Here is a 21,425-nt window from a genome sequence, read left to right as displayed (position 1 = left end):
TGCTCCGGACCCGGCCCGACGTGCGTCCCGGCGACGCCCGCGCGACGAGGACCCCTTCGTACTATCGTCGGTCGGACGAGGACGGTCGGACGTGCCTGCGCGCGTCGCCACGGGGTGGTCCGGCGGGCGGGGGCGCGTGCCACGGGGACCGGCCTGGGCGCACGGGACGGCACGGCGCGGTGCGTCCGCCAGCGGGTGAGGTGCGGTCTCTGGGGGGAGCGGCCCATGACGAGCACGACCGGGACGGCGCGGGAGCGCGGTCTGCCTGCGTCGCGCGCCAGGGGGCGGCGGGTGCTCGCCGGTCTGGTCGCGACGCTCCTGCTCGGGGCCGTGCTGGTGCCTCTCTCCCCACCGCCGACGGCGGACGCCGCGACGCTCCAGCCGTCCGGCCTGCAGACCGGCATGGAGGTCGACGGGACGTCGGGTTCCGGCAGCCCGCCCGAGACCTTCAACTGGGACGACTTCCTCACCGACGTGCAGCCCGACGGCGCGTTCACGTTCACCCCGACCGGCCCCTACACGACGCCCCAGGGGTTCGAGTCGTCGGGGATCGTGCAGGCCAGCTTCGCGTGGGACAACGGGAGCCTCGCTCAGTCCTGCAACGCCAACCCCGACCAGACGGGCGCCCCGCCCAGCCAGAGTCCCGGCACCAACCCGTGGCGGCCGGGCCCGTCGAACCCGAACGCCAAGGGCGACCTGTGCTCCACGGGGTACGGGCTGGAGTACGTCGTCGACGGCGGTGGCGAGCGGCACGCGATCCTCTACGGCTACTGGACCCGGTACGCGGGTGCGGGCGAGGTCAGCGTCTTCCAGCACCTCGAGGGCCCGGGACCGGGACGCTGCGACGATGTGCTGCTCGAGTTCGACTACGCGTCGTCGGGCACGACGGCCGCCGTGCACCGGTGGACCCCTGCCGCGGGAGACGGCTGCGCCAACGCCCTGGGCCCCGGGACCTGGACGCCGGACCCGGGTTCCGTGGACTTCGCGTGGGCGGTCGGCGTGCGCTCCGAGGGCCCGCCGCTGACGAACCAGCCGCAGGAGACGTTCGGCGAGTTCGCGATCGACCTGAACACCGCGGGCGTCCTCGCACCCTCCGAGTGCGCGACCTACGAGGTCGCGGAGATGCTCACGCGCACCGGCAACTCGCCGAACGCGAACATCCAGGACTTCGCCGACCACGCGCCGGACCGGATGACCATCGCCAACTGCGGTGCGCTCACGGTGACCAAGGCGACGGTCCCGCAGAGCGCGGACACCGGGGCCCGGTTCGGCTTCACGGTGGCGAGCGACACGGGCCCGGTGCAGCCGGGTCCGCCGCCCGTGCCGACGGTCTCGGGGACGCTCGCGAGCGGGGAGACCGTCCGGTTCGACGACGTCCTGTTCGGTTCCGCCTTCTCCCTCACGGAGAGCGACGTCCCGCCCCCGTGGGACCTGCAGTCCGTCGTGTGCACCGCGGTCCCCGCGGGGGGCGGGCCGCCCGAGCAGTTCGTGCTCGACGACCCGGCGGACCGGTTTCCGGTGCGTCCGCTGAGCACCACCGACTGCGTCATCACCAACGAGGCCGCCGTCGTCACGGTGACCAAGCAGACCGACCCCGACGGGTCGCCGCAGGAGTTCTCCTTCGAGGCGACGGGGCAGGCGGGCTTCACGCTCCACGACGGCGAGAGCGCGTCCTTCCCCGTGCCCGCCGGCGTGCCGTTCACGGTCTCCGAGGAGGCGACGCCGGGGTGGCTCCCCCCGGGGATCGTCTGCACGGCCCCCTCCACGCCGGCCGGGCAGGCCGTGACGGTGACCCCGGTGGCCGGGCAGAACATCGAGTGCACGTTCACGAACACGCAGCTCGGCACGGTGATCGTCTCCAAGGAGGCGCACGGCGTCGACGGGCGCACGTTCGACTTCACGAGCGACCTCCCGGGGAACGAGGACTTCTCGATCACGGTCGAGCAGGGCGACGGGACGCTCTACGAGCACACGATCCAGGACGTCCCGGCCGGGACGTACACGATCGAGGAGCTCACGGACGACGAGCTGCCCGCGACCCGGCTGGCCGACCTCGCGTGCACCTACGGCGGCGAGGACCACTCCGCCGACCCCGAGGGCCGCACGATCGGCCTGACGGTGCTCCCCGGGGAGACGGTGCGCTGCTTCTTCACGAACGTCACCCCCGGGTCGATCGCGGTCGTCAAGCGGACCGTCCCGGTCGAGTACGAGCAGGACTTCGACTTCCTCTTCGTCCCACCGGTCGGCGACCCGACGCCGTTCAGCCTGAGCGGCAGCTCCACCCCGCCGAACGTCGCCCTGCGCTCGTTCGACGGGCTCGAGCCCGGGACCTACACGATCACCGAGCCGGCGGACCCGGTCGGGTGGTCGCTCGCGGCCGACCCGCCCACGTGCAACGCGGACTTCTGGTCCCCCAGCGCGGACGGGCGCGGCGTGACGGTCGACCTGCCGGACGGCGGCGTCATCGTGTGCTTCTTCACGAACCTGGCCGCGCCGGCGTCGCTCTCCCTGACCAAGAGGGTCGTGGGCGCCGACCCCGCGTTCGGGTGGTCCGTCGACGTCGAGCTCGTGGCTCCCGACGGCACGGTGGACGGCCGGACGGCGACGACGGCGGCGCCCACGGTCGCGTGGGGAGAGCTCGTCCCCGGCGCGCTCTACACGGTGCGGGAGGCCGGAACGGTCCCGCCGGGATGGACCCGGGGGGAGGTCACGTGCGAGGGGCTCGCGGACGCCGACGCCACGGCGCCCGGGTTCCAGATCGAGGCGACGCCCGGGCAGCAGATCGCCTGCTCGGTGCAGAACACGGTCGCGACATCGAGCATCTCCGTGGCCAAGGTGGCCACCGGGATCGGCGGCGACCTGCCGTGGTCGTTCGACGTCGCGATCGACCCCGTGCCCGCAGGGCAGACGTCGCCGCAGACCGCCTCGGGCGCCGGACAGGCGGCGGACGTCGTCACGTGGTCCGGTCTCGTCCCGGGCACCGCCTACTCGATCACCGAGGCGCCGGTCCCGGGATGGACCGCGGTCGACGTCGCGTGCACGGGAGTCACGGACACCGACCCGGGCACGCCCGGGATCCAGTTCGTCGCCCCGGTCGGGCTGGACGTGTCGTGCACGCTCACGAACACCGCGGTGCAGGGGAGCGGCACGCTCACGAAGACCTCCCTGGGCGGTGACGGGACGTTCGAGTTCGTGCTCACGGACGTCGACGGCGCCGTCGACCCCATCACGGTGCCGGTCACCACCGTCGACGGCACGGCGACGCTCGGCCTCCCGCAGATCGTCCCGGGCGTGCGGTACTCGTTCGTGGAGTCGGACGGGGACGGCTGGGTCGAGGGCGCGCTGACGTGCCTCGTCACCCCCGCGGACGGTGGGGAGCCGTTCCCGCTGACGGACCTCTCCGACTTCTCCGTCGGGCCCGGCGACGTCGCCGCGTGCACGGCCGAGAACGCGCGCCACGGCACGATCGTGGTCGCCAAGGTCGTCGACGGCGCCGACGGCGAGTTCGACTTCAGCGGGGACTGGCCGGACGCGGAGGGCTTCTCCGTCGTCACGGAGGGCGGGGTCGGGACCACGACGTTCGAGGACGTGGCCCCGGGGTCGTACGTCGTGACCGAGGTGGCGCAGGACGGGTTCGAGAACACGGCGCTGACGTGCGTCGACGGCGACCCGGACGGGTCACCGTCCACGGCCTCGGGCAGCACCGGGGCGATCGCGCTCGACCCCGGCGAGACCGTCGTGTGCACCTACACGAACACGCGGTGGGGCACCCTCGTCGTCGACAAGGTCACCGAGCCCGCGGGGTCGGACCAGGAGTTCGGGCTCGCGTGGGCGCCGGAGGGCGGCGCGTCGTCCCCGTTCACCCTCACCGACGGCGACGAGCCGTTCTCGCCGGGCCCGCTCGCTCCGGGGACGTACACCGTGACGGAGACGCCGACCCCGGGCTGGACCCTCGCGGACCTCGTGTGCGTCGGGTCCAGCGCGCCGACGACGGTCGACGGCGCGACCGCGACCGTGGACGTCAGGTCTGGGGAGACGGTGCTGTGCACCTTCACGAACGCCCGCCCGACGGCGCTCGAGGTCGCCAAGACCGTGGTCGAGGGCCCGGTCGCCGTCGCGCCCGGCGTCGTCCGCGTCGTCTACGAGGTCGCGGTGCGCAACGCCGCGGCCGTCGAGCGGACCTACGACCTCGTCGACCGGCTCGCGTTCGGCGGGGGCATCGTCGTGCGGGACGCGACGGTCGAGCCCGTGGACGGCCCGCCGGTCGCCGACGACTGGGACGGCGTGGACCGCACGACGGTCGTCTCCGGCGCGACCCTCGCCGCGGGAGCCACGCACCTCTTCCGGGTGACGGTCACCGCGCAGGTCCCGGCCGACGTCGTCCCGGACGCGCTGCTGTGCGACCCGGCGGGTGCGGCCCCGGGCGGCTTCCTCAACACCGCGGCCGTGCTCGGGGAGGACGGCGCGACCGAGTCGGAGGCGGCCGCGTGCGCGCCGGCGCCCGAGCCCCCGGACGACGGCGGCCCGACGCCTCCGGCTCCCGAGCCGACCGTGCCGCCCGGGCAGGCGGACCGGCCGCTCCCGGCGACCGGTGCCGACCCGGGCTGGCTGCTCGGGGTGGCCGGGGCGCTGCTGCTCGTGGGAGGCGGCCTCCTCGCCGTCCGGCGGGTGCGACGCTCCTGACCGGGCCCGGGCCGGGCGGACCGGGGACGTCCGGCGTCCGGCCCCTGGGCACCGGGGACCGGGACCTTCGGCGAGTGCCGCGCGGACGGACCTACGGGATCATGGCCTCGTGACGCCTGAGCCCTCCCCGGCCGACGAAGCCGGTCTCGAGCCCGTCGACCTCATCCGCCGGTCGGGCACCGTGCTGCGGATCGGTCGCCTCGCGCTCTCCGCCGGGACGGGCAGCTACCGCGTCAAGTCGCACATGACCCGCGCGGCGCGCGCGCTGGGGCTCGACCACATCGCCGCCCACGTGACGCTCACGGAGATCACGGCGACGTCGTACCGGGGCCCGATCTTCCGCACCGAGCTCACCGAGGTCCGGTCGATCGGGATCAACGCCGACCGCCTGGCGCAGCTCGAGCGGTTCTCCGCGGCCCTCCCGGCGGGCGCCGACCTCGATGCCGTCGAGGCGGAGCTCGACCGGATCTCGCGCCGCCCGCCGCTGTACGGGGCGCTGCTCAACGCCCTCTGGGCGGGGATCGCGTGCGCGGCGTTCGCGTTCCTCAACAACGGCGGGCTCGTCGAGTGCGGGGCGGTGCTGGTCGCCGCGGCGCTCGGGCAGGGCGTGCGCCGCGCGATGCTGCACCGGGGGATCAACCAGTTCGGCGTGACGATGCTCGCGGCAGCGGTCGCGAGCATCGCCTACCTCGCGCTCGTCCTGGCGCTGTCCGCGCTCGCGGGCGTCGACGGCGGGCACGAGGCCGGGTACGTCTCCGCGGTGCTGTTCCTCGTGCCGGGGTTCGCACTCGTCACGGGCGCGCTCGACCTCGCGAAGCTCGACTTCTCGGCCGGGGTCGCGCGCGTGACGTACGCGCTCATGATCCTCGCCTCGGCCGCCCTGGCCGTGTGGGGCGTGTCGGCCGCGGCGGGCCTCGCCCCGGACCCGGTGCCGCCGCCCGGCCTGGCGGAGCCGCTGTTCCTCGGCCTGCGGAGCGTCGCGAGCTTCCTCGGGGTGCTCGGGTTCGCCCTCATGTTCAACAGCCCGTGGGCGATGGCGCTCGGGGCCGCGTCGATCGGCATGGTCGCGAACGTGGGGCGCCTGCTCCTCGTGGACGCCGACGTCGTCCCGCAGGCGGCCGCCGCGGCGGCCGCGCTGCTCGTGGGCCTGCTCGCCGCCACGGTCGCCCCGGCGCTGCGCGTCCCGCGCATCACCGTGTCCGTGCCCGCTGTCGTCATCATGGTCCCCGGCGTGACGGCGTACCGGGCGGTGTACGAGTTCAACACCGGCGCGACAGCGCAGGCGCTCGCCTACGCCGTCGAGGCCGGGCTGGTGATCGTCGCGCTCGCGATCGGGCTCGCCGTGGCGCGGATGCTCACCGACAGGGAGTGGACCTTCGAGCGGTAGCCGTCCGGGCGGCGGCGCGGGCGACCCGCAGGGCTCGGCGGTTTGGTCTCGCGGCGGCGCCCTTGTACCCTGGGCGACGCAGGCTCTCCGCCGAGCCTGCGAGGAGACGTCGCATAGTCAGGTCTAGTGCGCCACCCTGCTAAGGTGGTAACGGAGCAATCCGTTCGAGGGTTCAAATCCCTCCGTCTCCGCTCAGGAAGGTCCCGGCTGCCGAGCGCCCGGGGCCTTTTCTGTTGCCCGACTTCTGTCGCCCGGCGCAGAGCCGTCAGCGCCCCACAGGTCGGGGGACCAGGGGGCGCTGACGGGTGGGGGCGGCTACGCGCTGCCCGACGTCGCGAGCGCGGACCGCACCACGAACCGGGACGCCCCGGCCCCGGCGAGCACGAGGGCCGACGCGGCGGCGACGCACAGCAGGAACTGCACGACGACCCCCACGTTCGCGAACGCGTTGAGCCCGATCACGGGGACCATGAACAGCAGCGCGGCGAACGTCGCCACGCCGACGCTCACGACGAGAGGGACGAGCGTCTCGCGGAACCGCGCCTGGTCGAGCGTGCGCAGGTCCGTCCCGGACAGGACGAGCGTGCGGTACTCGTTGCGCTGGTCGATCACGCGACCGGCCTGCATCACGCCGGTCGAGACGGCGGCGAGCACGCCCGCGATGGCGAGGGTGAGGAACCCGCCGGTCTTCATGTCGGTGAGGTACTGCACCTCGTCCGGGTCCGCGCCCATGCCCGGCTCCAGGAGCGCGAAGATGCTCGTCAGCCCGGCGATGAACGTCGCGAGGGCGACCCCGCCGACGGAGCGCCACGCGGTCTTCGGGTTGTCGACGATCCGCCTCCCCGCGAGCAGCGTCGGCACGCGGCGGGCGCCGCCGGCCGTCATCCTGCCGACGAGCCAGATGACGAACGGCCCGACGACGTTCACGGTCGCGAAGCCGACCAGGAGGATGACCGTCAGGACGGTGAGGACGACCGCCACCGACCCGAAGGACAGGTTCGTCGCGACGATCAGCGCGACGAACGCGACGCCCATCGACAGCAGCCGCACGGCCTTGAGCCCCGGAGGCGTCACGCGGGCCGCGACGCCCAGCGGCGTGATCGCCACGCGGCGCAGGCTGACGAGGGCGGACACGAGCGCGACGGCGACCACGAGCACGACCGCCCCGAGGAGCGCCGGGACGCCGACCCACAGCTCGCCGAGGTCGAACGTGCGGCCCTGGAAGCGGAGCTGGGCGACGAGCGGCAGCAGCGCTCCGTAACCGACCAGCCCCACGAGCGCCCCGATCACGGCCTGCGCGGCGGCGTCGAGGGCGGTGAGGGTCGTGACCTGGCCGGTCGTGGCGCCCGCGAGGCGCAGCGCCGCGAGCCGCGCGTCGCGGCGGGCGACGGCGAGGCGCGCGGCGGCGGCGCCGAGGGTCACGAGCGGGATGAGCAGCAGGAGCGACGCGATGCCCGCGAGGAACGGGTACTGCGCGTCGTAGGGGGTCACGCCCTCCATGCCCTTGCGGACGCCCTCGAGACCGCCGGCGCGCAGGAGGAAGGCGTGGAAGCCGCCCATGACCACGAGCAGGATCGCGGTGGTGACCGCGAAGGCGATGATCGCGAGCACGTTCGTCAGGCCCTGCGGATCGCGCTCGTCGGCGCTGCGACGGCGCAGGAGCCACCAGAGGTCGACGGTCCTCATCGGGCGCTCTCCTGGCTCGGCGCGGCGGGAGCGGCCGGCGCCACGGGCGCGGGCGCGCCGGGTGCGTGTCCCGCGGCCGGGTGCGCGGCCATCGCGGCCCGCGTGGCGGCGTCGTACGGGGCGGGCGGCAGGGGAGCGGGCTGCCCGACGACGGCGGTCGCCGCGGGCTGCGTCGTGCCCGGGGCGGGCTGGGCCCCGGGCGCGAAGAACTCGCCGGAGATGCGCCCGTCGCGCATCGTCACGGTGCGCGAGCAGTGCCGCGCGACGCCCGCGTCGTGCGTGACGACGACGAGCGCGGCGCCGGAGTCCCGGGTGGCGCGCGTGAGGACGTCGAGGACCTCGGCACCGGTCGACTGGTCGAGCGCGCCGGTCGGCTCGTCGGCGAACACGACGCCGGGCGACCCGACGAGCGCGCGGGCGATCGCGACGCGCTGGGCCTGGCCGCCGGACAGCTCGCCCGGGCGGCGCTGCTCCATCCCGGCGAGGCCGAGGTGCGCGAGCCAGCGGGCGGCGACGGCCGTCGCCTCCGTGCGCGCCGTCCCCGCGAGCATGAGCGGCAGCGCGGCGTTCTCGACCGCGGGCAGCTCCGGCAGGAGCTGGCCCGACTGGAACACGAAGCCAAAGTCCTGGCGCCGCAGGACGGTGCGACGGGCCTCGGAGAGCGTCGTGACGTCCTCGCCCCGCCACGACACGGAGCCGGAGGTCGGGGTGACGATGCCCGCGAGGACGTGCAGGAGCGTCGTCTTGCCGGACCCCGAGGGGCCCATGATCGCGAGCGACTCGCCCGGGTGGACCGTGAGGTTCACGCCCGCGAGGGCGTGCGTCGCGGTCTGGGCGGAGCCGTAGACCTTGGTGAGCGCGCTCGCGACGAGGGGCGAGCCGCCGGGGGCGGAGGAGGGGCCGGTGAACGTCATGGACCGATCGTCCGACGGCGACGGGTGCCACCGCGTCGGGCTGAGGACGGGACGTCGTCGCGTGCGGGTCCGACCCTGGGGGGACCGTCCGGCGCGTCGCGTGCGGCGAGGGTCGGACGTCGTGGCGTCCGTCACCTCGCACCCGTCCGGGGCCGGATCGGTTTGGGTTCGGGGCGGGGACACGGTAGTGTTCTCGACGGCCGGTGAGCGATCAGCGGTCAGGCAGGACCGGCGCCCGTAGCTCAACGGATAGAGCATCTGACTACGGATCAGAAGGTTGGGGGTTCGAATCCCTTCGGGCGCACCTCATGACGAACGGCCTCACCCGCACGGGTGGGGCCGTTCGTCGTTCTGAGCGTGGGTGTCGCTCCCGTCCCGCGCCGAGCGGGCCCTCCCCCTTTCCGCACGATCGTGCTACGTTCGCCGGATGACCAAGGGCGACGAGACGCGGCAGGTGATCCTGCACCGTGGCGTGGAGGCCGCGTACCGCGTCGGGCTGACCGGCCTCACCATCGGCGAGCTCGCGTCGGCCACGGGCATGTCGAAGTCCGGCCTGTACGCGCACTTCCGTTCCAAGGAGTCGCTCCAGCTCGCCGTCCTCGGCCAGGCGCGCGCCGAGTTCATCGACACGGTGGTGGCCCCCGCGCTGCGCACCCCCCGCGGCGAGCCGCGGATGCGGGCGCTGTTCGAGGGGTGGCTCGCGTGCGACCTGCGCCAGGACCCCGGCGGTTGCCTGTTCGTCAAGGCGGCGACCGAGCTCTCCGCGCAGCAGGGCCCCGTCCGGGACCAGCTCGTGCGCGACCACCGCGACCTGTGCGACGCCGTCGCGCAGGTCTTCCGCACGTGCGTCGCGGAGGGCGGGTTCCGCGCCGACGCGGACCCGGAGCAGTTCGCCTCGGACCTCTACGGCGTCATGCTCGGGGTGAACCACGCGCACGTCCTCATGGCCGACCCGCTCGCCGAGGAGCGCGCCCGGCGCGCGTTCGAGGCGCTGCTCGACGCGGCGCGCACGACCGCGCCGCTCCCCGTCCGCTGACCCCCGCCGTCTGCACCGCCGACCCGAGAGGAACCGCCGTGGGCGTCCCAGGCTCGAAGAAAAGCACGACCGTTCGTGCCGACCGGCGACGCGCCGCGCGACGGCGCAAGGCCGCCCTGCGGCTCGCGGTCGTCCGCGCGCGCCTCGCCGTCCTCCAGGCGGTCTCCCCGCGCCGGGCCGCGCGTCTCGCGCTCGACCTCTGGTGCACGCCGCCCGACGGCGCGGGGCGGCGCCGCGACGACCGCACGGCCCCCGGCACGCTCACCACGGTGACCACGGCCGCCGGGTCGCGGGTCGTCGTCGAGACGTGGGCCGCGACCGGCGGCGAGGGGGCGACGAGCCCGGACGGCGACCCGGCGGGCACCCGTGCGCTCACCGAGGTCGGCGTCGTCTACCTGGCCCACGGGTGGGGCGGGTGGCGCGGCCAGCTCGGCGCGTTCGTCGAGCCGCTCCGTGCAGCCGGCTACCGCGTCGTCGCGTTCGACGCGCCGAGCCACGGCGACTCCGGGCCCGGCAGCCTCGGGCGGCGACGCAGCACCATGCCCGAGCTCGCGGACGCGCTCGCGACGGTGGTCCGGTCCCACGGCGAGCCCGCAGCGGTCGTCTCGCACTCGCTCGGCACCGCGACGACCGTCCTCGCGGTCCGCGACGGGCTGCCCGCGGGTCGGCTGGTGCTCGTCGCGGCGATCGCCGACGTGCTGGGCGAGCTCGACGGGTTCGCGGACGTGCTCCGGCTCTCGCGCCGGACCCGCGAGCTGCTCCGGGGCCTGCTCTCCGACGTCGCGGGCCGTCCGCTGGCCGAGCTGGACGTGCGCGAGACCCTGCGCACCCACCCGGTCCCGCCCGCGCTCGTCGTGCACGACCGCGCGGACAAGGAGGTCCCGTACCCCGTCGGGGCGGCGCTCGCCGCGGCGTGGCCCGAGGGCGAGCTTCTCACGACGGACGGGCTCGGGCACCACCGGCTGCTGCGCGACCCCGAGGTCGTGCGGGCCGTCGTCGACTACGTGACGCCGCTGCGCCCCGACACGCCCGTCGAGCCCGACCTCGCGCGCCGCGGAGCCTGAGCCCGTCGCGTCAGGCCGACGCCGGCCCGCCCGCACGACGGCGCGGGCGGGCCGGCGTCGGGGGCGGCGGGTAGCGTCGGGACATGCCCTCGGACAAGGTGGACCTCAAGGCGCTGCACCGCGAGCTGTACGCCCCGCCGCGCGGGAGGTTCGTCGAGGTGGACGTCCCGACGCTCGCCTACCTCGCGGTCGACGGCGAGGGCGACCCGAACACGTCGCCCGCCTACGGCGAGGCGGTCGAGGCGCTCTTCTCCCTCGCGTACGCCGTGAAGTTCGCGAGCAAGCGGGAGGGCCGCGACTACGTCGTCGGTCCGCTGGAGGGCCTGTGGACGGCCGACGACCCGGGCACGTTCGTGCGGCGGGAGAAGGGCGCGTGGCGCTGGACGCTGCTGGTGCTCCAGCCGGACTGGGTCGACGAGGACCTCGTCGTCGCGGCCACGGAGACGGTCCGCGCGAAGAAGGACGCACCGGCCGCGCTCGACCTCGTGCGGCGCACGAGCCTGACCGAGGGACGGTCCGTGCAGACCCTGCACGTCGGGTCGTACGACGACGAGGGCCCGGTGCTCGCGGAGCTGCACGACGTCTACCTGCCCGAGCACGGCCTCACGTTCGCCGGTCCGCACCACGAGATCTACCTGAGCGACGTGCGACGCACGGACCCGGCGAGGCTCCGCACGGTGCTGCGCCAACCCGTCCGCCCGGTCTGACGCCGACCGGGCCTCTACCTCGCGCTACCGGGCCTCTACCTCGCGCTACCAGGGCTCTGCCTCGCGCTACCTGGGCAGCGACCACCCGCGGTCAGGCGGCCGACCGGCGTCGTGCCCAGGCGAGGTCCGTCTCGTCGAGCACGTCGGCGAGCCGGCGGCCCGCGAGCGCGCGGGTCCACGCGGCGGACGCGCCGTCCGGCGCGGCCTCCTGGAGCACCCACTCGCGCACCCCGAGGCGGCGCAGGTGCGTGCCGAGCGCGAGGAGCTCGGTGCGCGAGTGCACGCTCGGGTCGACCGTGGTGCGCACCTCGTGGTCGACGCCGGAGCGCAGCAGCACGGTCAGCGCCTCGAACGCGCGGCGCCCGGACGGGATCGTCCCGGTGACGACCGGGTAGCGCGAGGGCAGGTGCTTGATGTCGAGCCCGACCCAGTCCACGAACGGCAGGAGCCGCGCGAGCCGGGCCGGCCAGGGGCCGGCGGTGTGCAGCCCGACGTCGAGGCCGAGGCCGCGCACGTCGTCGATCGCGCCGAGCAGGCCGGGGTGGAGCGTCGGCTCGCCGCCCGAGAAGACGACGCCGTCGAGCAGCCGACGGCGCGGGGCGAGGAACGCGACGACCTCCGACCACGGGACCGTGTCCCCGGGCGGCGGTGCGCCATGGGCGGCGACCGCGCACAGTCCCGGGTGGTGGCAGTACCCGCAGTGCCACGGGCAGCCCTGGGTGAGGACCGTCGCCACCCTCCGCCCGGGCCAGTCCGTGACGGACAACCGGTTCAGTCCGGCGACCACGAGGCCGGGGCGGGTCATCGGCGGCTCCTTCCGACGCACGACGGCCCGGCAGTCCGACGGGTCGGGGTCGCCCGCCGCGCTGCCAGGACCTCGAACGTAGCGCCGCCGCCCGGTGCGCCGGACCGGCCGAAGGTCCCGACCTGCGCGGCGCACGACGGCGTCCCCGGTCGTCGCCCCGCCGCCGCGGGCGGGTTCACAGGGAGGACATAGCCGCGCGCTACTCCCGTCCCAGTCGCGCTCCCTAGCGTCCTGGTCATCCGCCACCCGTCGGGGTGGCATCGATCCTGGGAGTCGAGGGTGCTGCTGCAACGCTCGCGGTCGTCCGTGCCCACCACGGAGTCGGGGACGAGGCCCGCCGATCCACCGGAGCCGGACGAGGCGCCGGGGACCAGCGAAGACCGCGGCACCCGTCGTGGCCGGCTGACGCGGCGGCTGCGCGGGCCTCGGCCCCGCCGGCGGGCGGTCGTGGTCGGGGTGATCGCCGTCCTCGTGGTCGCCGCGCTGGTCGTCTACCTCACGGTCCTGCGGCCGCGCGCGTCGTCGGCCCCGGAGGCGGGAGCCCTGCAGCCGACCACCGCGCAGGCGAGCACGGCGACGTTCGAGCGGACCATGACGACGACGGGGACGCTCACGCCGAGCGTGCGGGAAGACGTGTCGTTCGCGGCGTCGGGCACCGTGCAGTCGGTCGAGGTCGCCGCGGGCGACACGGTCGAGGCGGGTCAGACGCTCGCGACGATCGACACCCTGCAGCTCGACGCCGCGCTCGCGCGGGCGAACGCGGACCTCGCGCAGGCGCAGGCCGACCTCGCGGACGCGCGGGAGTCCGACGACGGCAGCGACGCGGCGGAGGCAGCCGTCGAGGCGCGCGAGTCCGCCGTCGCGGTCGCGCAGCAGGCGTACGACGAGGCCGCGGCGGCGATGTCCGACGCGACGCTCACCGCCTCGGTGGGTGGTCTGGTGACGTCGGTCGGCGTCGCGGTGGGGGACACGGTGGGCCCGTCGTCGAGCACGGGCTCGTCCGGGTCGACCGGCGCGGCCGACCAGGGTGGTGCCGGAGCGATGCCCGGCACGTCGAGCGGCGGGTCGACCAGCGCCTCGTCGTCCGGCTCGTCCGACACCGCGGCGTTCACCATCGTCGGGACCGACGCGTGGACGGTCGAGGTGAGCGTCGGGGAGTCCGACGTCGCGGCGATCGAGACGGGAGATCAGGTCGAGATGACGTCGGACGACCTCGCCGAGACGGTGTTCGGCACCGTGAGCGAGATCGGGCGCCTGCCCTCCACGACGCAGGGCGCGGTCGCGTACCCCGTGACGGTCGCGGTCACCGGCAGTCCCGAGGGCCTGCACGACGGCGTGAGCGTCGACGTCTCGATCGTCACCGAGCGTCGCACCGACGTGCTCTCCGTGCCGGCCGCCGCCGTCTCGACGAACGACGACGGGGCCTCGGTCGTGACGCTCGTGGACGGGGACGGGTCGACCTCGGAGCAGGTCGTCGAGACCGGTGAGTCGTCGGGCCAGATGATCGAGATCGTGTCCGGCCTGTCGGAGGGGGACACCGTGCAGTACACCGCGTTCACCCCGGGCGCCGGACGCGGCCAGGGCGGGGAGGAAGGCTTCGACCCGTCCCAGATGCCCGGGCGCGGCCAGGGCGGGTTCCCCGAGGGCTTCGATCCCTCGCAGCTGCCCGCCGGCGGCTTCCCCGGCCGCGGAGGGAACTCGTGACCGCCGCGACGAGCGAGGTCGGTCTCGCGGGTCTCCCGGCCGAGCCGGGCTCCTCGCCGGTCATCGACCTGTGCGGCGCGCGCAAGACCTACCGCACGGGCGACCTCGAGTTCGAGGCGCTGCGCGGCGTCGACCTCCGGATCGAGCGCGGCGAGTACGTCGCGATCGTCGGGCCGTCGGGCTCGGGCAAGTCGACGCTCATGAACGTGCTCGGCTGCCTCGACACGCTCACCTCGGGCACGTACCGGCTCGCGGGCGACGACGTCGACGACCTGGACGAGACCGACCTGGCGAGCGTGCGCAACGAGCAGATCGGCTTCGTGTTCCAGCAGTTCAACCTGCTGCCGTCGCTCTCCGCGCTGCGCAACGTCGAGCTCCCGCTCGTGTACCGGGGCGTGGCCTCGGCGGAGCGCCGCGAGCGGGCCGCGGAGGCGCTCGCCCGCGTCGGCCTCGCCGACCGCACCGCGCACCGGCCCGGCCAGCTCTCGGGCGGCCAGCAGCAGCGCGTCGCCGTCGCGCGGGCGCTCGTCGGCGAGCCGGCGCTCGTCCTCGCGGACGAGCCGACCGGCAACCTCGACTCCCGTTCGACCGCCGACGTGCTCGACCTGCTCGACGCGCTGCACGCGCAGGGCCGCACGATCGTCCTCATCACGCACGAGCACGAGGTCGCGCAGCGGTCCCGGCGGGTCGTGCGCGTGCTCGACGGCCTCGTGACGTCGGACGAGCGGGTGGTGGCGTCATGAGCTGGACCGAGACCGCCGCCACGGCGTGGCACGCGATCCGCGCGCACACGATGCGCTCGCTGCTCACGGTGCTCGGCATCCTCATCGGCATCGCCGCCGTCATCCTCACGGTCGGGCTGGGTCTGGGGACGCAGAAGGACGTCTCCGAGGACATCAGCTCGCTCGGGTCGAACCTGCTCATCGTCACGCCCGGGTCCTCCACCGACTCCTCGGGGATCCGCGGTGGGTTCGGCTCCGCGTCGACGCTGACCGTGGCCGACGCCGAGGCTCTCGCCTCGGACGTCGCGGTGCCCGACGTCGCGGCGGTGGCCGCGGAGAAGGAGTCGTCGCAGTCGCTCGAGGCGGGCGACGCCAACTGGACGACGACCGTCACGGGCGTCACCGACGACTGGCTCGAGGTGCGCTCGCGCGAGGTCGCGGTCGGCGCGTTCGTCGACGTCGCCTCGACCGACGAGGTCGTGCTCGGCCCCGAGACCGCGAGCGAGCTGTTCGGCACGACCGACGTCGTCGGCCGCACCGTGAGCATCGCCGGGACGACGTTCGACGTCGTGGGCGTCCTCGAGGCCGCCGGGTCGAGCGCGTCGGCGAACCTGGACGACGTCGCCGTCGTGTCCATGACGGCGATGACGTCGGCGATCACGGGCGGCACGAACACGTCGGTCAGCACGATCTACCTCAAGGCGACCGACACCGACGCGATCTCCGCCGCCTACCAGGAGGCGCAGTCGCTGCTCCTCGCGCTGCACGGCGCGTCGAGCGCGGACGCCGCCGACTTCACGATCGACTCCCAGGACTCGCTCGTGTCCACCGCGACGTCGGTGTACCGCACGCTCACGGTCCTGCTGGCCGGGGTGGCCGGCCTGTCGCTGCTCGTCGGAGGCATCGGCGTCATGAACATCATGCTCGTGTCCGTGTCCGAGCGGACGCGCGAGATCGGCCTGCGCAAGGCGCTGGGTGCGCCGCCCGGCGCGATCCGCCGTCAGTTCCTCACGGAGGCGTCGATCCTCGGCGTCACCGGTGGCCTCGTCGGCGCGCTGCTCGGCGTCGTCGCGGCGCTCGCCCTCCCGGCCGCGCTGGGCTCCTCGATCGTGGTCTCGCCGCTCGCCGTCGGCGGCTCGATCGCCGTGGCCCTGGCCATCGGGCTCGTGTTCGGCGTGTATCCCGCCGTCCGTGCCGCGCGCCTCGCCCCGATCGACGCGCTGCGCAGCGAGTGACCCCGCCCTGCTCCCTCCCGATCCTCGACACGCACACCTGGAGAGCTCCATGACCTCGCGCACCACGCGCCCCCGCACCGGCCGGCCTCGCGGCGCCCTCGTCGCGCTCGGCGCCCTCGGCCTCGCGCTCGCCCTCACGGCGTGCTCCGCCTCGGACGCCGCGACCCCCGACGACTCACCGTCGGACGCCGCGGCCGACCAGGGCGCCGCGCCCGAGAGCGCGTCCCAGGGCCGCGGCGGCCGTGCTCCCGGCGTCTCGGGCGAGATCGCCGCCGTCGACGGGACGACCGCGCAGGTCCAGGACGACGAGTCGCAGACCGCCGTCGTCTGGTCCGACGACACCACGATCAGCGTCACGGTGGACGGCGCGCTCACCGACGTGACCGTCGGGTCGTGCGTCCTGGCGGTGACCGGCTCCCTGCCGCAGGACGAGACCGCGGACTCGGCGGGAGACGCGGCCACGAGCGTCGCCGTGAGCGAGCCGGTGGACGGCGAGTGCACCGGCGGCTTCGGAGGGTTCGGCGGTGGCGGGTTCCCCGGTGGCGGTGAGCGGCCTCAGGGCGCGCCGACGGACATGCCGTCCGACCTGCCCGAGATGCCCGACGGCGCACCGACCGACATGCCGTCGGGCGCGCCGGACCGCGAGGGCGGGCCGGGTGGAGGCTTCGGCGGTCTGACGACGGGCCTCGTGACGGCGGTCGACGGCTCCACGATCACGGTGCGCACGACCTCGTCTGAAGGGGAGACCTCCGAGGAGAGCGTCTCGGTCGACGACGCGACCACCTACACGGTCCAGCGCGCGGGCACGGGCGACGACGTCGTCGTCGGGCAGTGCGTCACCGCCCAGGGCGAGAGCGAGGACGGCGGCGCGTTCGCCGCGACGAGCCTGAGCGTCTCCGCTCCCGGCGACGACGGGTGCACGAGCGGGTTCCCCGGCGGCCGGGGCGGGTTCCCCGGCGTGCGCGGTGGCCAGGACGAGGACGGTCGCGATGCGTGACGCGGTCGTTCGTCGTCGCCGCCGGTCGCGGCGCCACCGGTGGGTCGCCGCGGGCGTCGCGGTCGCCGTGCTGGGCGCGGGGGGCGCCGCCGTCGCCCTGCGGCCTGCTGCCGCGCAGTACCGCACGGCGACGGTCGCCACCGGTGACGTCGCGCAGCAGGTGTCGGTCAGCGCCACCGTGGCGTCCGCGAGCCGCGCCGACGTGACGTTCGGCGCGTCGGGCACCGTCGCGACCGTCGACGTCGCCGCCGGCGACCGCGTCGAGGCGGGTGACGTCCTCGCCACGCTCGACGCCGACGCGCTGCAGGACGCCGTCGACGACGCGAACGAGACCCTTGCCGAGGCGCAGCAGACCCTCGCCGACGACCTCGACGCCCAGTCGTCCGGCTCGGGCTCGACGGCGAGCGTGACGTCCGCCTCCGGGACGGGCGCGGCCGGGGCCGGTACCTCCGCGGGCGGGTCCGTGCTCCTCGTCAGCACGACGGGTGCGGGCACGCGCGCCGTGACGCTCACGGCCGCCGGCGGGTCGAGCGAGGCCGAGCAGGCGGTCACCACCGCGCTCGACGCGCTGGCCGACGCACGGACGGCCGTGCAGACGGCGCAGGAGGCGCTCCTCGCGGGGTACGAGTCCGTCGCGGACGCCCTGCTCGCCGGCACCGCGGCGCTGGGCACCTCGGGCGACGCGGTCGCCTCCGCGACCGGCGACCAGGGCCCGTGCGCCGCGGTCCTCGTGGCCGGAACCGCCGACGCCGCCGTGACCGAGGACGAGCTGACCGCGTGCGTCGCCGCGATCGTCTCCGCGCAGGAGGCCCTCGCCGCGACGGACAGCGCCCAGCAGACGACCGGAGCGGCGCAGACGGCCCTGCGGGACCTCGTGGCGAACCTCGACGACGCCGTGACCACGCTCGGCGAGAGGTCCGCCGAGCTGGACGCCGCGGTGGCGGCGCTCCTCGACGCCTCCGGTCCGGGGAGCGGCTCCGGCAGCGCCGGTGGGGCACCTGATGCCGGGGCCGGCACGGGGGCGGGGACGGGCGCCGACGGTTCGTCCCCCGCGGGCGGATCCGCCCCCTCGGGCGGGGGCGCGGGTGCGACCCCGGATCTCTCGGGCGGCGGTACCGGGGCCGTCGGGTCGGCCGCGGGCGGCGCGCCGTCGGGCGGATCCGTGACGACCAGGGGCGACGGGACGTCGTCGGGCACCGTGACCGCGGAGCGCATCCTCGCCGACCGCGCGGCCGTCAGCGTGGCCGAGCGGCAGCTCGACATCGCCGCGGCGGCCGCGGCGGCGGGCACCCTCACCGCGCCGATCTCCGGGACCGTGGCACAGGTGGACGTGACCCCGGGCGCGTCGGTCGGCACGAGCGACACGGCCGTGACCGTCCTCGGCGACGGCGGCTACGTGCTCACGACGACCCTCGACCTCGCCGAGGTGGGTGCGGTCGAGGTCGGCCAGGCCGTCACCGCGACCGTTCCCGCCACGGGCGGTGCGTACACGGGCACCGTGAGCAGCATCGGGATCCTCGACGACTCGCAGACCTCGACCCCGTCGTACGCCGCGGCCGTCGCGCTCGACGCGGTCGACGGCGAGCTGCCCGAGGGTGCGTCCGCGTCCGCGACGATCGCGGTCGCCGAGGTGAGCGACGTCCTCGTCGTCCCGACGTCCGCCGTGGCCGCGGACGGGCCGGCGCGCACGGTCCGGGTGCTCGACGGCGACGGCGTGCGCACCGTGACGGTGACGACGGGCGCCGTCGGGCCGGAGGTCACCGAGGTCACCGAGGGCCTCGCCGCAGGCGACGAGGTCGTGCTGGCCGACCTGGCCCGAGAGCTCGTGCCCGACGACGAGGAGTCGAGCGGGCTCGCCGGCCTGGGCGGGTCCGAGGGGCAGAGCGGCTTCCCCCAGGGAGGCTTCCCCCAGGGAGGCTTCCCCGAGGGGGGCTTCCCCGAGGGGGGCTTCCCTGAGGGTGGCTTCTCCCGCACCGGCGGATGAGGACGTCGGTCCAGGTCATCCGGACCCGCGAGGCAGGCGGACGGTGAAGGTCGTGCCCGTGGGGTCGGGTTCGTCCGCGGTCGCCGACGTCACGGTGATCGTGCCGCCGTGCGCGGTGACGATCGCGTCGGCGATGGCGAGGCCCAGGCCGGTGGAGCCGCCGGTGCGGTTGCGGGCGTCGTCGCCGCGCGTGAAGCGCCGGAAGAGCGTCGGGCGCAGGGTCGGCGGGACGCCGGGGCCGTCGTCGGCGACGGTGAGCACGACGTCCTCGCCGTCGGTCGTCAGCCGTACCGCGACGTGGGTGCCGGGCGGGGTGTGCGTGCGCGCGTTGGCGAGGAGGTTCGCGAGCACCTGGCGCAGGCTCGCCTCGTCGCCCAGGACCTCGAGGTCGACGTCCTCGTCGGTGTCCTCGCCGCGCGCGTCGGGCAGGTCCGTGGCGAGGTCGACGTCCAGGTCGCCGGTACCGGGCAGGTCGAGGTCCCAGTCGTGGTCGGGCCCGGCGGCGTGGGCGTCCATGACGGCGTCCACGGCGAGGCCGGCGAGGTCGACGGGCGAGCGGTCGAGCGGGCGGCCGGCGTCGAGCCGCGCGAGGAGCAGGAGGTCCTCGACGAGCCCCGTCATGCGGACGGCCTCGGACTCGATGCGGTCGAGCGAGCGCGCGGTGGCGGGCGGGACGTCGTCGGGGGAGCGGCGCACGAGCTCGGCGTACCCGCGGATGGAGGCGAGCGGGGTGCGCAGCTCGTGGCTCGCGTCGGCGACGAACCGCCGCACCTGGGTCTCGGAGTCGTGGCGCGCCTGGAGCGAGGTCTCGACGTTCTCCAGCATGCGGTTCAGCGCGGCGCCCACCTGCCCGACCTCGGTGCGCTCGTCGGTGAGGTCGGCCGGGACGCGCGGGATCGCGTCGATCTCGCCCTGCGCGAGCTCCAGCTCGGAGACGCGGCTCGCCGCGGCGGCGACGTCGTCGAGCGGCCGGAGCGAGCGCCGCACGAGCCACGTGCCCAGGAGCACGGCGGCGAGCAGGCCCGCGGCGCCGAGCGCGACCTGGACGGAGACGTAGTCCTCGACCGTCGCGTCGACGCTCGTCGTGCTCGAGGCGACGACGACGGGCTGGTCGTCGTCCGTCGTCCGGTGCACGGCACGGAACGACCCGAGGTCCGGCAGGTCGACGTCGTGCGCCCTGCCGTCGGCCGGGACGGCCTCGAGCGTGGCGATCTGGGCCTCGTCGAGCGTGACGCGCTCGAGCGTCGGCGAGACGTACTCCGCGAGCACGATCTCGCCTTCGGCGTAGCGCACGAGCGCGCTCCCCGGACCGATGCCGGCAGGCAGGCGTGCCGGGTCGTCGCCGTCGGGAAGGCTGCTGGGCGACGGGGCCGGGGTGCCCGTCGCGTCGTCAGGGAGCTGCCTGCCCGGCGGCAGGCCCCCGGGCCCCTGCGCGAGCCGCTGACTCGCCTGCTCGAGCTCGTGGTCGACCTGGGTGACGAGCTGGGTGCGCAGCGCCGCGGTCGAGGCGGCGGCGAGCCCGACGGTCACGACGAGGACGACACCGGCGACCACGAGGACGAGCCGTCGCCGCAGCGCGGTGGGACGTCGGCGGGCCGGGCCCGGTGTCCCGGTCCCCTGCGCCGGGGCCGTCCCGGCCCGTGACGGCTCAGGCACCGGCGTCGGCCGCGCCCGCCGCGGGCTTGAGCACGTAGCCGACGCCGCGGAGCGTGTGGATCATGGGCTCGCGGCCCTTGTCGATCTTGCGACGCAGGTAGGAGACGTAGAGCTCGACGATGTTCGCCTGGCCGCCGAAGTCGTAGCTCCAGACGCGGTCGAGGATCTGCGCCTTGGAGAGCACGCGGCGCGGGTTGCGCATGAGGTAGCGCAGGAGCTCGAACTCGGTGGCCGTGAGCCGGACCTCCTCGCCCGCGCGGCGCACCTCGTGCGCGTCCTCGTCGAGCTCGAGGTCGCCGACGACGAGCACCGAGTCCTCGCGCGCGGTGGCGCCGCCCCGGCGCAGCAGCCCGCGCAGGCGCGCGACGACCTCTTCGAGGCTGAACGGCTTGGTCACGTAGTCGTCGCCGCCCGCGGTGAGGCCGGCGACGCGGTCCTCGACGGCGTCGCGCGCCGTGAGGAACAGCACCGGCCTCCGGGCCTCCTGCTCGCGCAGGCGTCGCAGCACGGTGAGGCCGTCCATGTCGGGGAGCATGACGTCGAGCACGACGACGTCGGGATCGGTCTCGCGCGCGGTCCGGATCGCGGAGCTCCCGTCGAGCGCGGTGGACACGTCCCAGCCCTCGTAGCGCAGCGCCGAGGTGAGCAGCTCGGCGAGGTTGGGCTCGTCGTCGACCACGAGCACGCGGACGGGCGAGCCGTCCGGGCGCGTCAGGCGGGGCTGGTCGGGACGGCCGACGGGGGCGGTGGCTGCGGTCATGGAACCAGCCTCCTCCCTGACCCGGTGACGCGCCTGAGCCGAACCTGTGAGTCACCTAGGTCCTGAGGGCTGCACCCCAGCGCGC

General features: G+C 75.3%; 15 protein-coding genes and 2 tRNA genes. 12 read left to right on the top strand and 5 right to left on the bottom strand.

Annotated elements, in window-relative coordinates:
• Positions 1-225 precede the first annotated feature (225 nt).
• The 3 genes from ABWU78_RS19145 (at position 226) to ABWU78_RS19135 (ending at position 6,261) form a co-directional block, all read left to right on the top strand.
• Positions 226-4,683: a prealbumin-like fold domain-containing protein gene (locus tag ABWU78_RS19145; RefSeq protein ID WP_439159211.1), complete on the top strand. Its 4,458-nt coding sequence runs from the start codon at positions 226-228 to the stop codon at positions 4,681-4,683.
• 109 nt (positions 4,684-4,792) lie between these two features.
• Positions 4,793-6,070: a threonine/serine ThrE exporter family protein gene (locus ABWU78_RS19140; RefSeq protein ID WP_253052344.1), complete on the top strand. Its 1,278-nt coding sequence runs from the start codon at positions 4,793-4,795 to the stop codon at positions 6,068-6,070.
• Positions 6,071-6,172: 102 nt separating this feature from the next.
• A tRNA-Ser gene (locus ABWU78_RS19135) sits at positions 6,173-6,261 on the top strand.
• Positions 6,262-6,385: 124 nt separating this feature from the next.
• Here the strand turns inward: ABWU78_RS19135 and ABWU78_RS19130 are convergent.
• Positions 6,386-7,756, bottom strand: a complete 1,371-nt coding sequence (locus ABWU78_RS19130) for an FtsX-like permease family protein (RefSeq protein ID WP_439159210.1) — start codon at positions 7,754-7,756, stop codon at positions 6,386-6,388.
• Complete coding sequence (locus ABWU78_RS19125; protein ID WP_439159209.1) at positions 7,753-8,670, bottom strand: ABC transporter ATP-binding protein; 918 nt, start codon at positions 8,668-8,670, stop codon at positions 7,753-7,755. The genes ABWU78_RS19130 and ABWU78_RS19125 overlap by 4 nt, the downstream gene beginning before the upstream one ends.
• A 231-nt stretch (positions 8,671-8,901) precedes the next feature.
• On the opposite strand from ABWU78_RS19125, the gene ABWU78_RS19120 reads away from it, so the two are divergent.
• The 4 genes from ABWU78_RS19120 to ABWU78_RS19105 all read left to right on the top strand — a co-directional run bounded on the left by ABWU78_RS19120 (position 8,902) and on the right by ABWU78_RS19105 (position 11,477).
• Positions 8,902-8,974 (top strand) — tRNA-Arg (locus ABWU78_RS19120).
• 123 nt (positions 8,975-9,097) lie between these two features.
• Positions 9,098-9,706 carry a TetR/AcrR family transcriptional regulator gene (locus ABWU78_RS19115; RefSeq protein ID WP_253052350.1) on the top strand — a complete coding sequence of 203 codons (609 nt, stop codon included), beginning with the start codon at positions 9,098-9,100 and terminating at the stop codon, positions 9,704-9,706.
• 38 nt (positions 9,707-9,744) lie between these two features.
• Positions 9,745-10,770 carry an alpha/beta fold hydrolase gene (locus tag ABWU78_RS19110; RefSeq protein ID WP_439159208.1) on the top strand — a complete coding sequence of 342 codons (1,026 nt, stop codon included), beginning with the start codon at positions 9,745-9,747 and terminating at the stop codon, positions 10,768-10,770.
• Between the two features lie 83 nt (positions 10,771-10,853).
• Positions 10,854-11,477, top strand: coding sequence for a GyrI-like domain-containing protein (locus tag ABWU78_RS19105; protein ID WP_439159207.1), 624 nt, complete (start codon positions 10,854-10,856; stop codon positions 11,475-11,477).
• A gap of 91 nt (positions 11,478-11,568) precedes the next feature.
• Here the strand turns inward: ABWU78_RS19105 and ABWU78_RS19100 are convergent, their stop codons facing one another.
• Positions 11,569-12,282, bottom strand: a complete 714-nt coding sequence (locus tag ABWU78_RS19100) for an anaerobic ribonucleoside-triphosphate reductase activating protein (protein WP_253052356.1) — start codon at positions 12,280-12,282, stop codon at positions 11,569-11,571.
• 456 nt (positions 12,283-12,738) lie between these two features.
• Between ABWU78_RS19100 and ABWU78_RS19095 the strand changes: the two genes are divergently transcribed.
• The 5 genes from ABWU78_RS19095 to ABWU78_RS19075 are packed head-to-tail and all read left to right on the top strand — an operon-like array spanning position 12,739 to position 18,924.
• The gene (locus tag ABWU78_RS19095; RefSeq protein WP_439159206.1) at positions 12,739-13,986 is read left to right on the top strand and encodes an efflux RND transporter periplasmic adaptor subunit; all 1,248 of its coding nucleotides are present in this window, start codon (positions 12,739-12,741) and stop codon (positions 13,984-13,986) included.
• Positions 13,983-14,729 (top strand): ABC transporter ATP-binding protein, encoded by a 747-nt coding sequence (locus tag ABWU78_RS19090; RefSeq protein WP_439159205.1) that lies wholly within the window; start codon positions 13,983-13,985, stop codon positions 14,727-14,729. Before ABWU78_RS19095 ends, ABWU78_RS19090 begins: the two co-directional genes overlap by 4 nt.
• Positions 14,726-15,943 (top strand): ABC transporter permease, encoded by a 1,218-nt coding sequence (locus ABWU78_RS19085; RefSeq protein ID WP_253052360.1) that lies wholly within the window; start codon positions 14,726-14,728, stop codon positions 15,941-15,943. The genes ABWU78_RS19090 and ABWU78_RS19085 overlap by 4 nt, the downstream gene beginning before the upstream one ends.
• A 49-nt stretch (positions 15,944-15,992) precedes the next feature.
• Positions 15,993-16,940, top strand: a complete 948-nt coding sequence (locus ABWU78_RS19080) for a hypothetical protein (RefSeq protein WP_439159204.1) — start codon at positions 15,993-15,995, stop codon at positions 16,938-16,940.
• Positions 16,933-18,924 carry an HlyD family efflux transporter periplasmic adaptor subunit gene (locus ABWU78_RS19075; protein ID WP_439159203.1) on the top strand — a complete coding sequence of 664 codons (1,992 nt, stop codon included), beginning with the start codon at positions 16,933-16,935 and terminating at the stop codon, positions 18,922-18,924. The genes ABWU78_RS19080 and ABWU78_RS19075 overlap by 8 nt, the downstream gene beginning before the upstream one ends.
• Before the next feature lie 15 nt (positions 18,925-18,939).
• On the opposite strand, the gene ABWU78_RS19070 is transcribed toward ABWU78_RS19075, so the two are convergent.
• Both ABWU78_RS19070 and ABWU78_RS19065 read right to left on the bottom strand, forming a co-directional pair.
• Positions 18,940-20,580, bottom strand: a complete 1,641-nt coding sequence (locus ABWU78_RS19070; RefSeq protein WP_439159202.1) for a sensor histidine kinase — start codon at positions 20,578-20,580, stop codon at positions 18,940-18,942.
• Positions 20,573-21,340, bottom strand: a complete 768-nt coding sequence (locus ABWU78_RS19065; protein WP_353707409.1) for a response regulator transcription factor — start codon at positions 21,338-21,340, stop codon at positions 20,573-20,575. Before ABWU78_RS19065 ends, ABWU78_RS19070 begins: the two co-directional genes overlap by 8 nt.
• Between the last annotated feature and the right edge of the window lie 85 nt (positions 21,341-21,425).

It is taken from the genome of Cellulosimicrobium sp. CpK407 (assembly GCF_051844275.1).
In the GTDB taxonomy this organism is placed as follows: Bacteria; Actinomycetota; Actinomycetes; order Actinomycetales; family Cellulomonadaceae; genus Cellulosimicrobium; species Cellulosimicrobium cellulans_G.
Note: the sequence above shows the minus strand (reverse complement) of the source record. Positions and strands in the feature narration are given on the sequence as shown.

What these genes read in the sequence shown, in the direction of transcription:
- ABWU78_RS19145 (WP_439159211.1), top strand. Translation starts at nt 226, where the DNA reads ATGACGAGCACGACCGGGACGGCGCGGGAGCGCGGTCTGCCTGCGTCG.
- ABWU78_RS19130 (WP_439159210.1), bottom strand. Translation starts at nt 7,756, where the DNA reads ATGAGGACCGTCGACCTCTGGTGGCTCCTGCGCCGTCGCAGCGCCGAC.
- ABWU78_RS19125 (WP_439159209.1), bottom strand. Translation starts at nt 8,670, where the DNA reads ATGACGTTCACCGGCCCCTCCTCCGCCCCCGGCGGCTCGCCCCTCGTC.
- ABWU78_RS19115 (WP_253052350.1), top strand. Translation starts at nt 9,098, where the DNA reads ATGACCAAGGGCGACGAGACGCGGCAGGTGATCCTGCACCGTGGCGTG.
- ABWU78_RS19105 (WP_439159207.1), top strand. Translation starts at nt 10,854, where the DNA reads ATGCCCTCGGACAAGGTGGACCTCAAGGCGCTGCACCGCGAGCTGTAC.
- ABWU78_RS19100 (WP_253052356.1), bottom strand. Translation starts at nt 12,282, where the DNA reads ATGACCCGCCCCGGCCTCGTGGTCGCCGGACTGAACCGGTTGTCCGTC.
- ABWU78_RS19085 (WP_253052360.1), top strand. Translation starts at nt 14,726, where the DNA reads ATGAGCTGGACCGAGACCGCCGCCACGGCGTGGCACGCGATCCGCGCG.
- ABWU78_RS19080 (WP_439159204.1), top strand. Translation starts at nt 15,993, where the DNA reads ATGACCTCGCGCACCACGCGCCCCCGCACCGGCCGGCCTCGCGGCGCC.
- ABWU78_RS19075 (WP_439159203.1), top strand. Translation starts at nt 16,933, where the DNA reads ATGCGTGACGCGGTCGTTCGTCGTCGCCGCCGGTCGCGGCGCCACCGG.
- ABWU78_RS19065 (WP_353707409.1), bottom strand. Translation starts at nt 21,340, where the DNA reads ATGACCGCAGCCACCGCCCCCGTCGGCCGTCCCGACCAGCCCCGCCTG.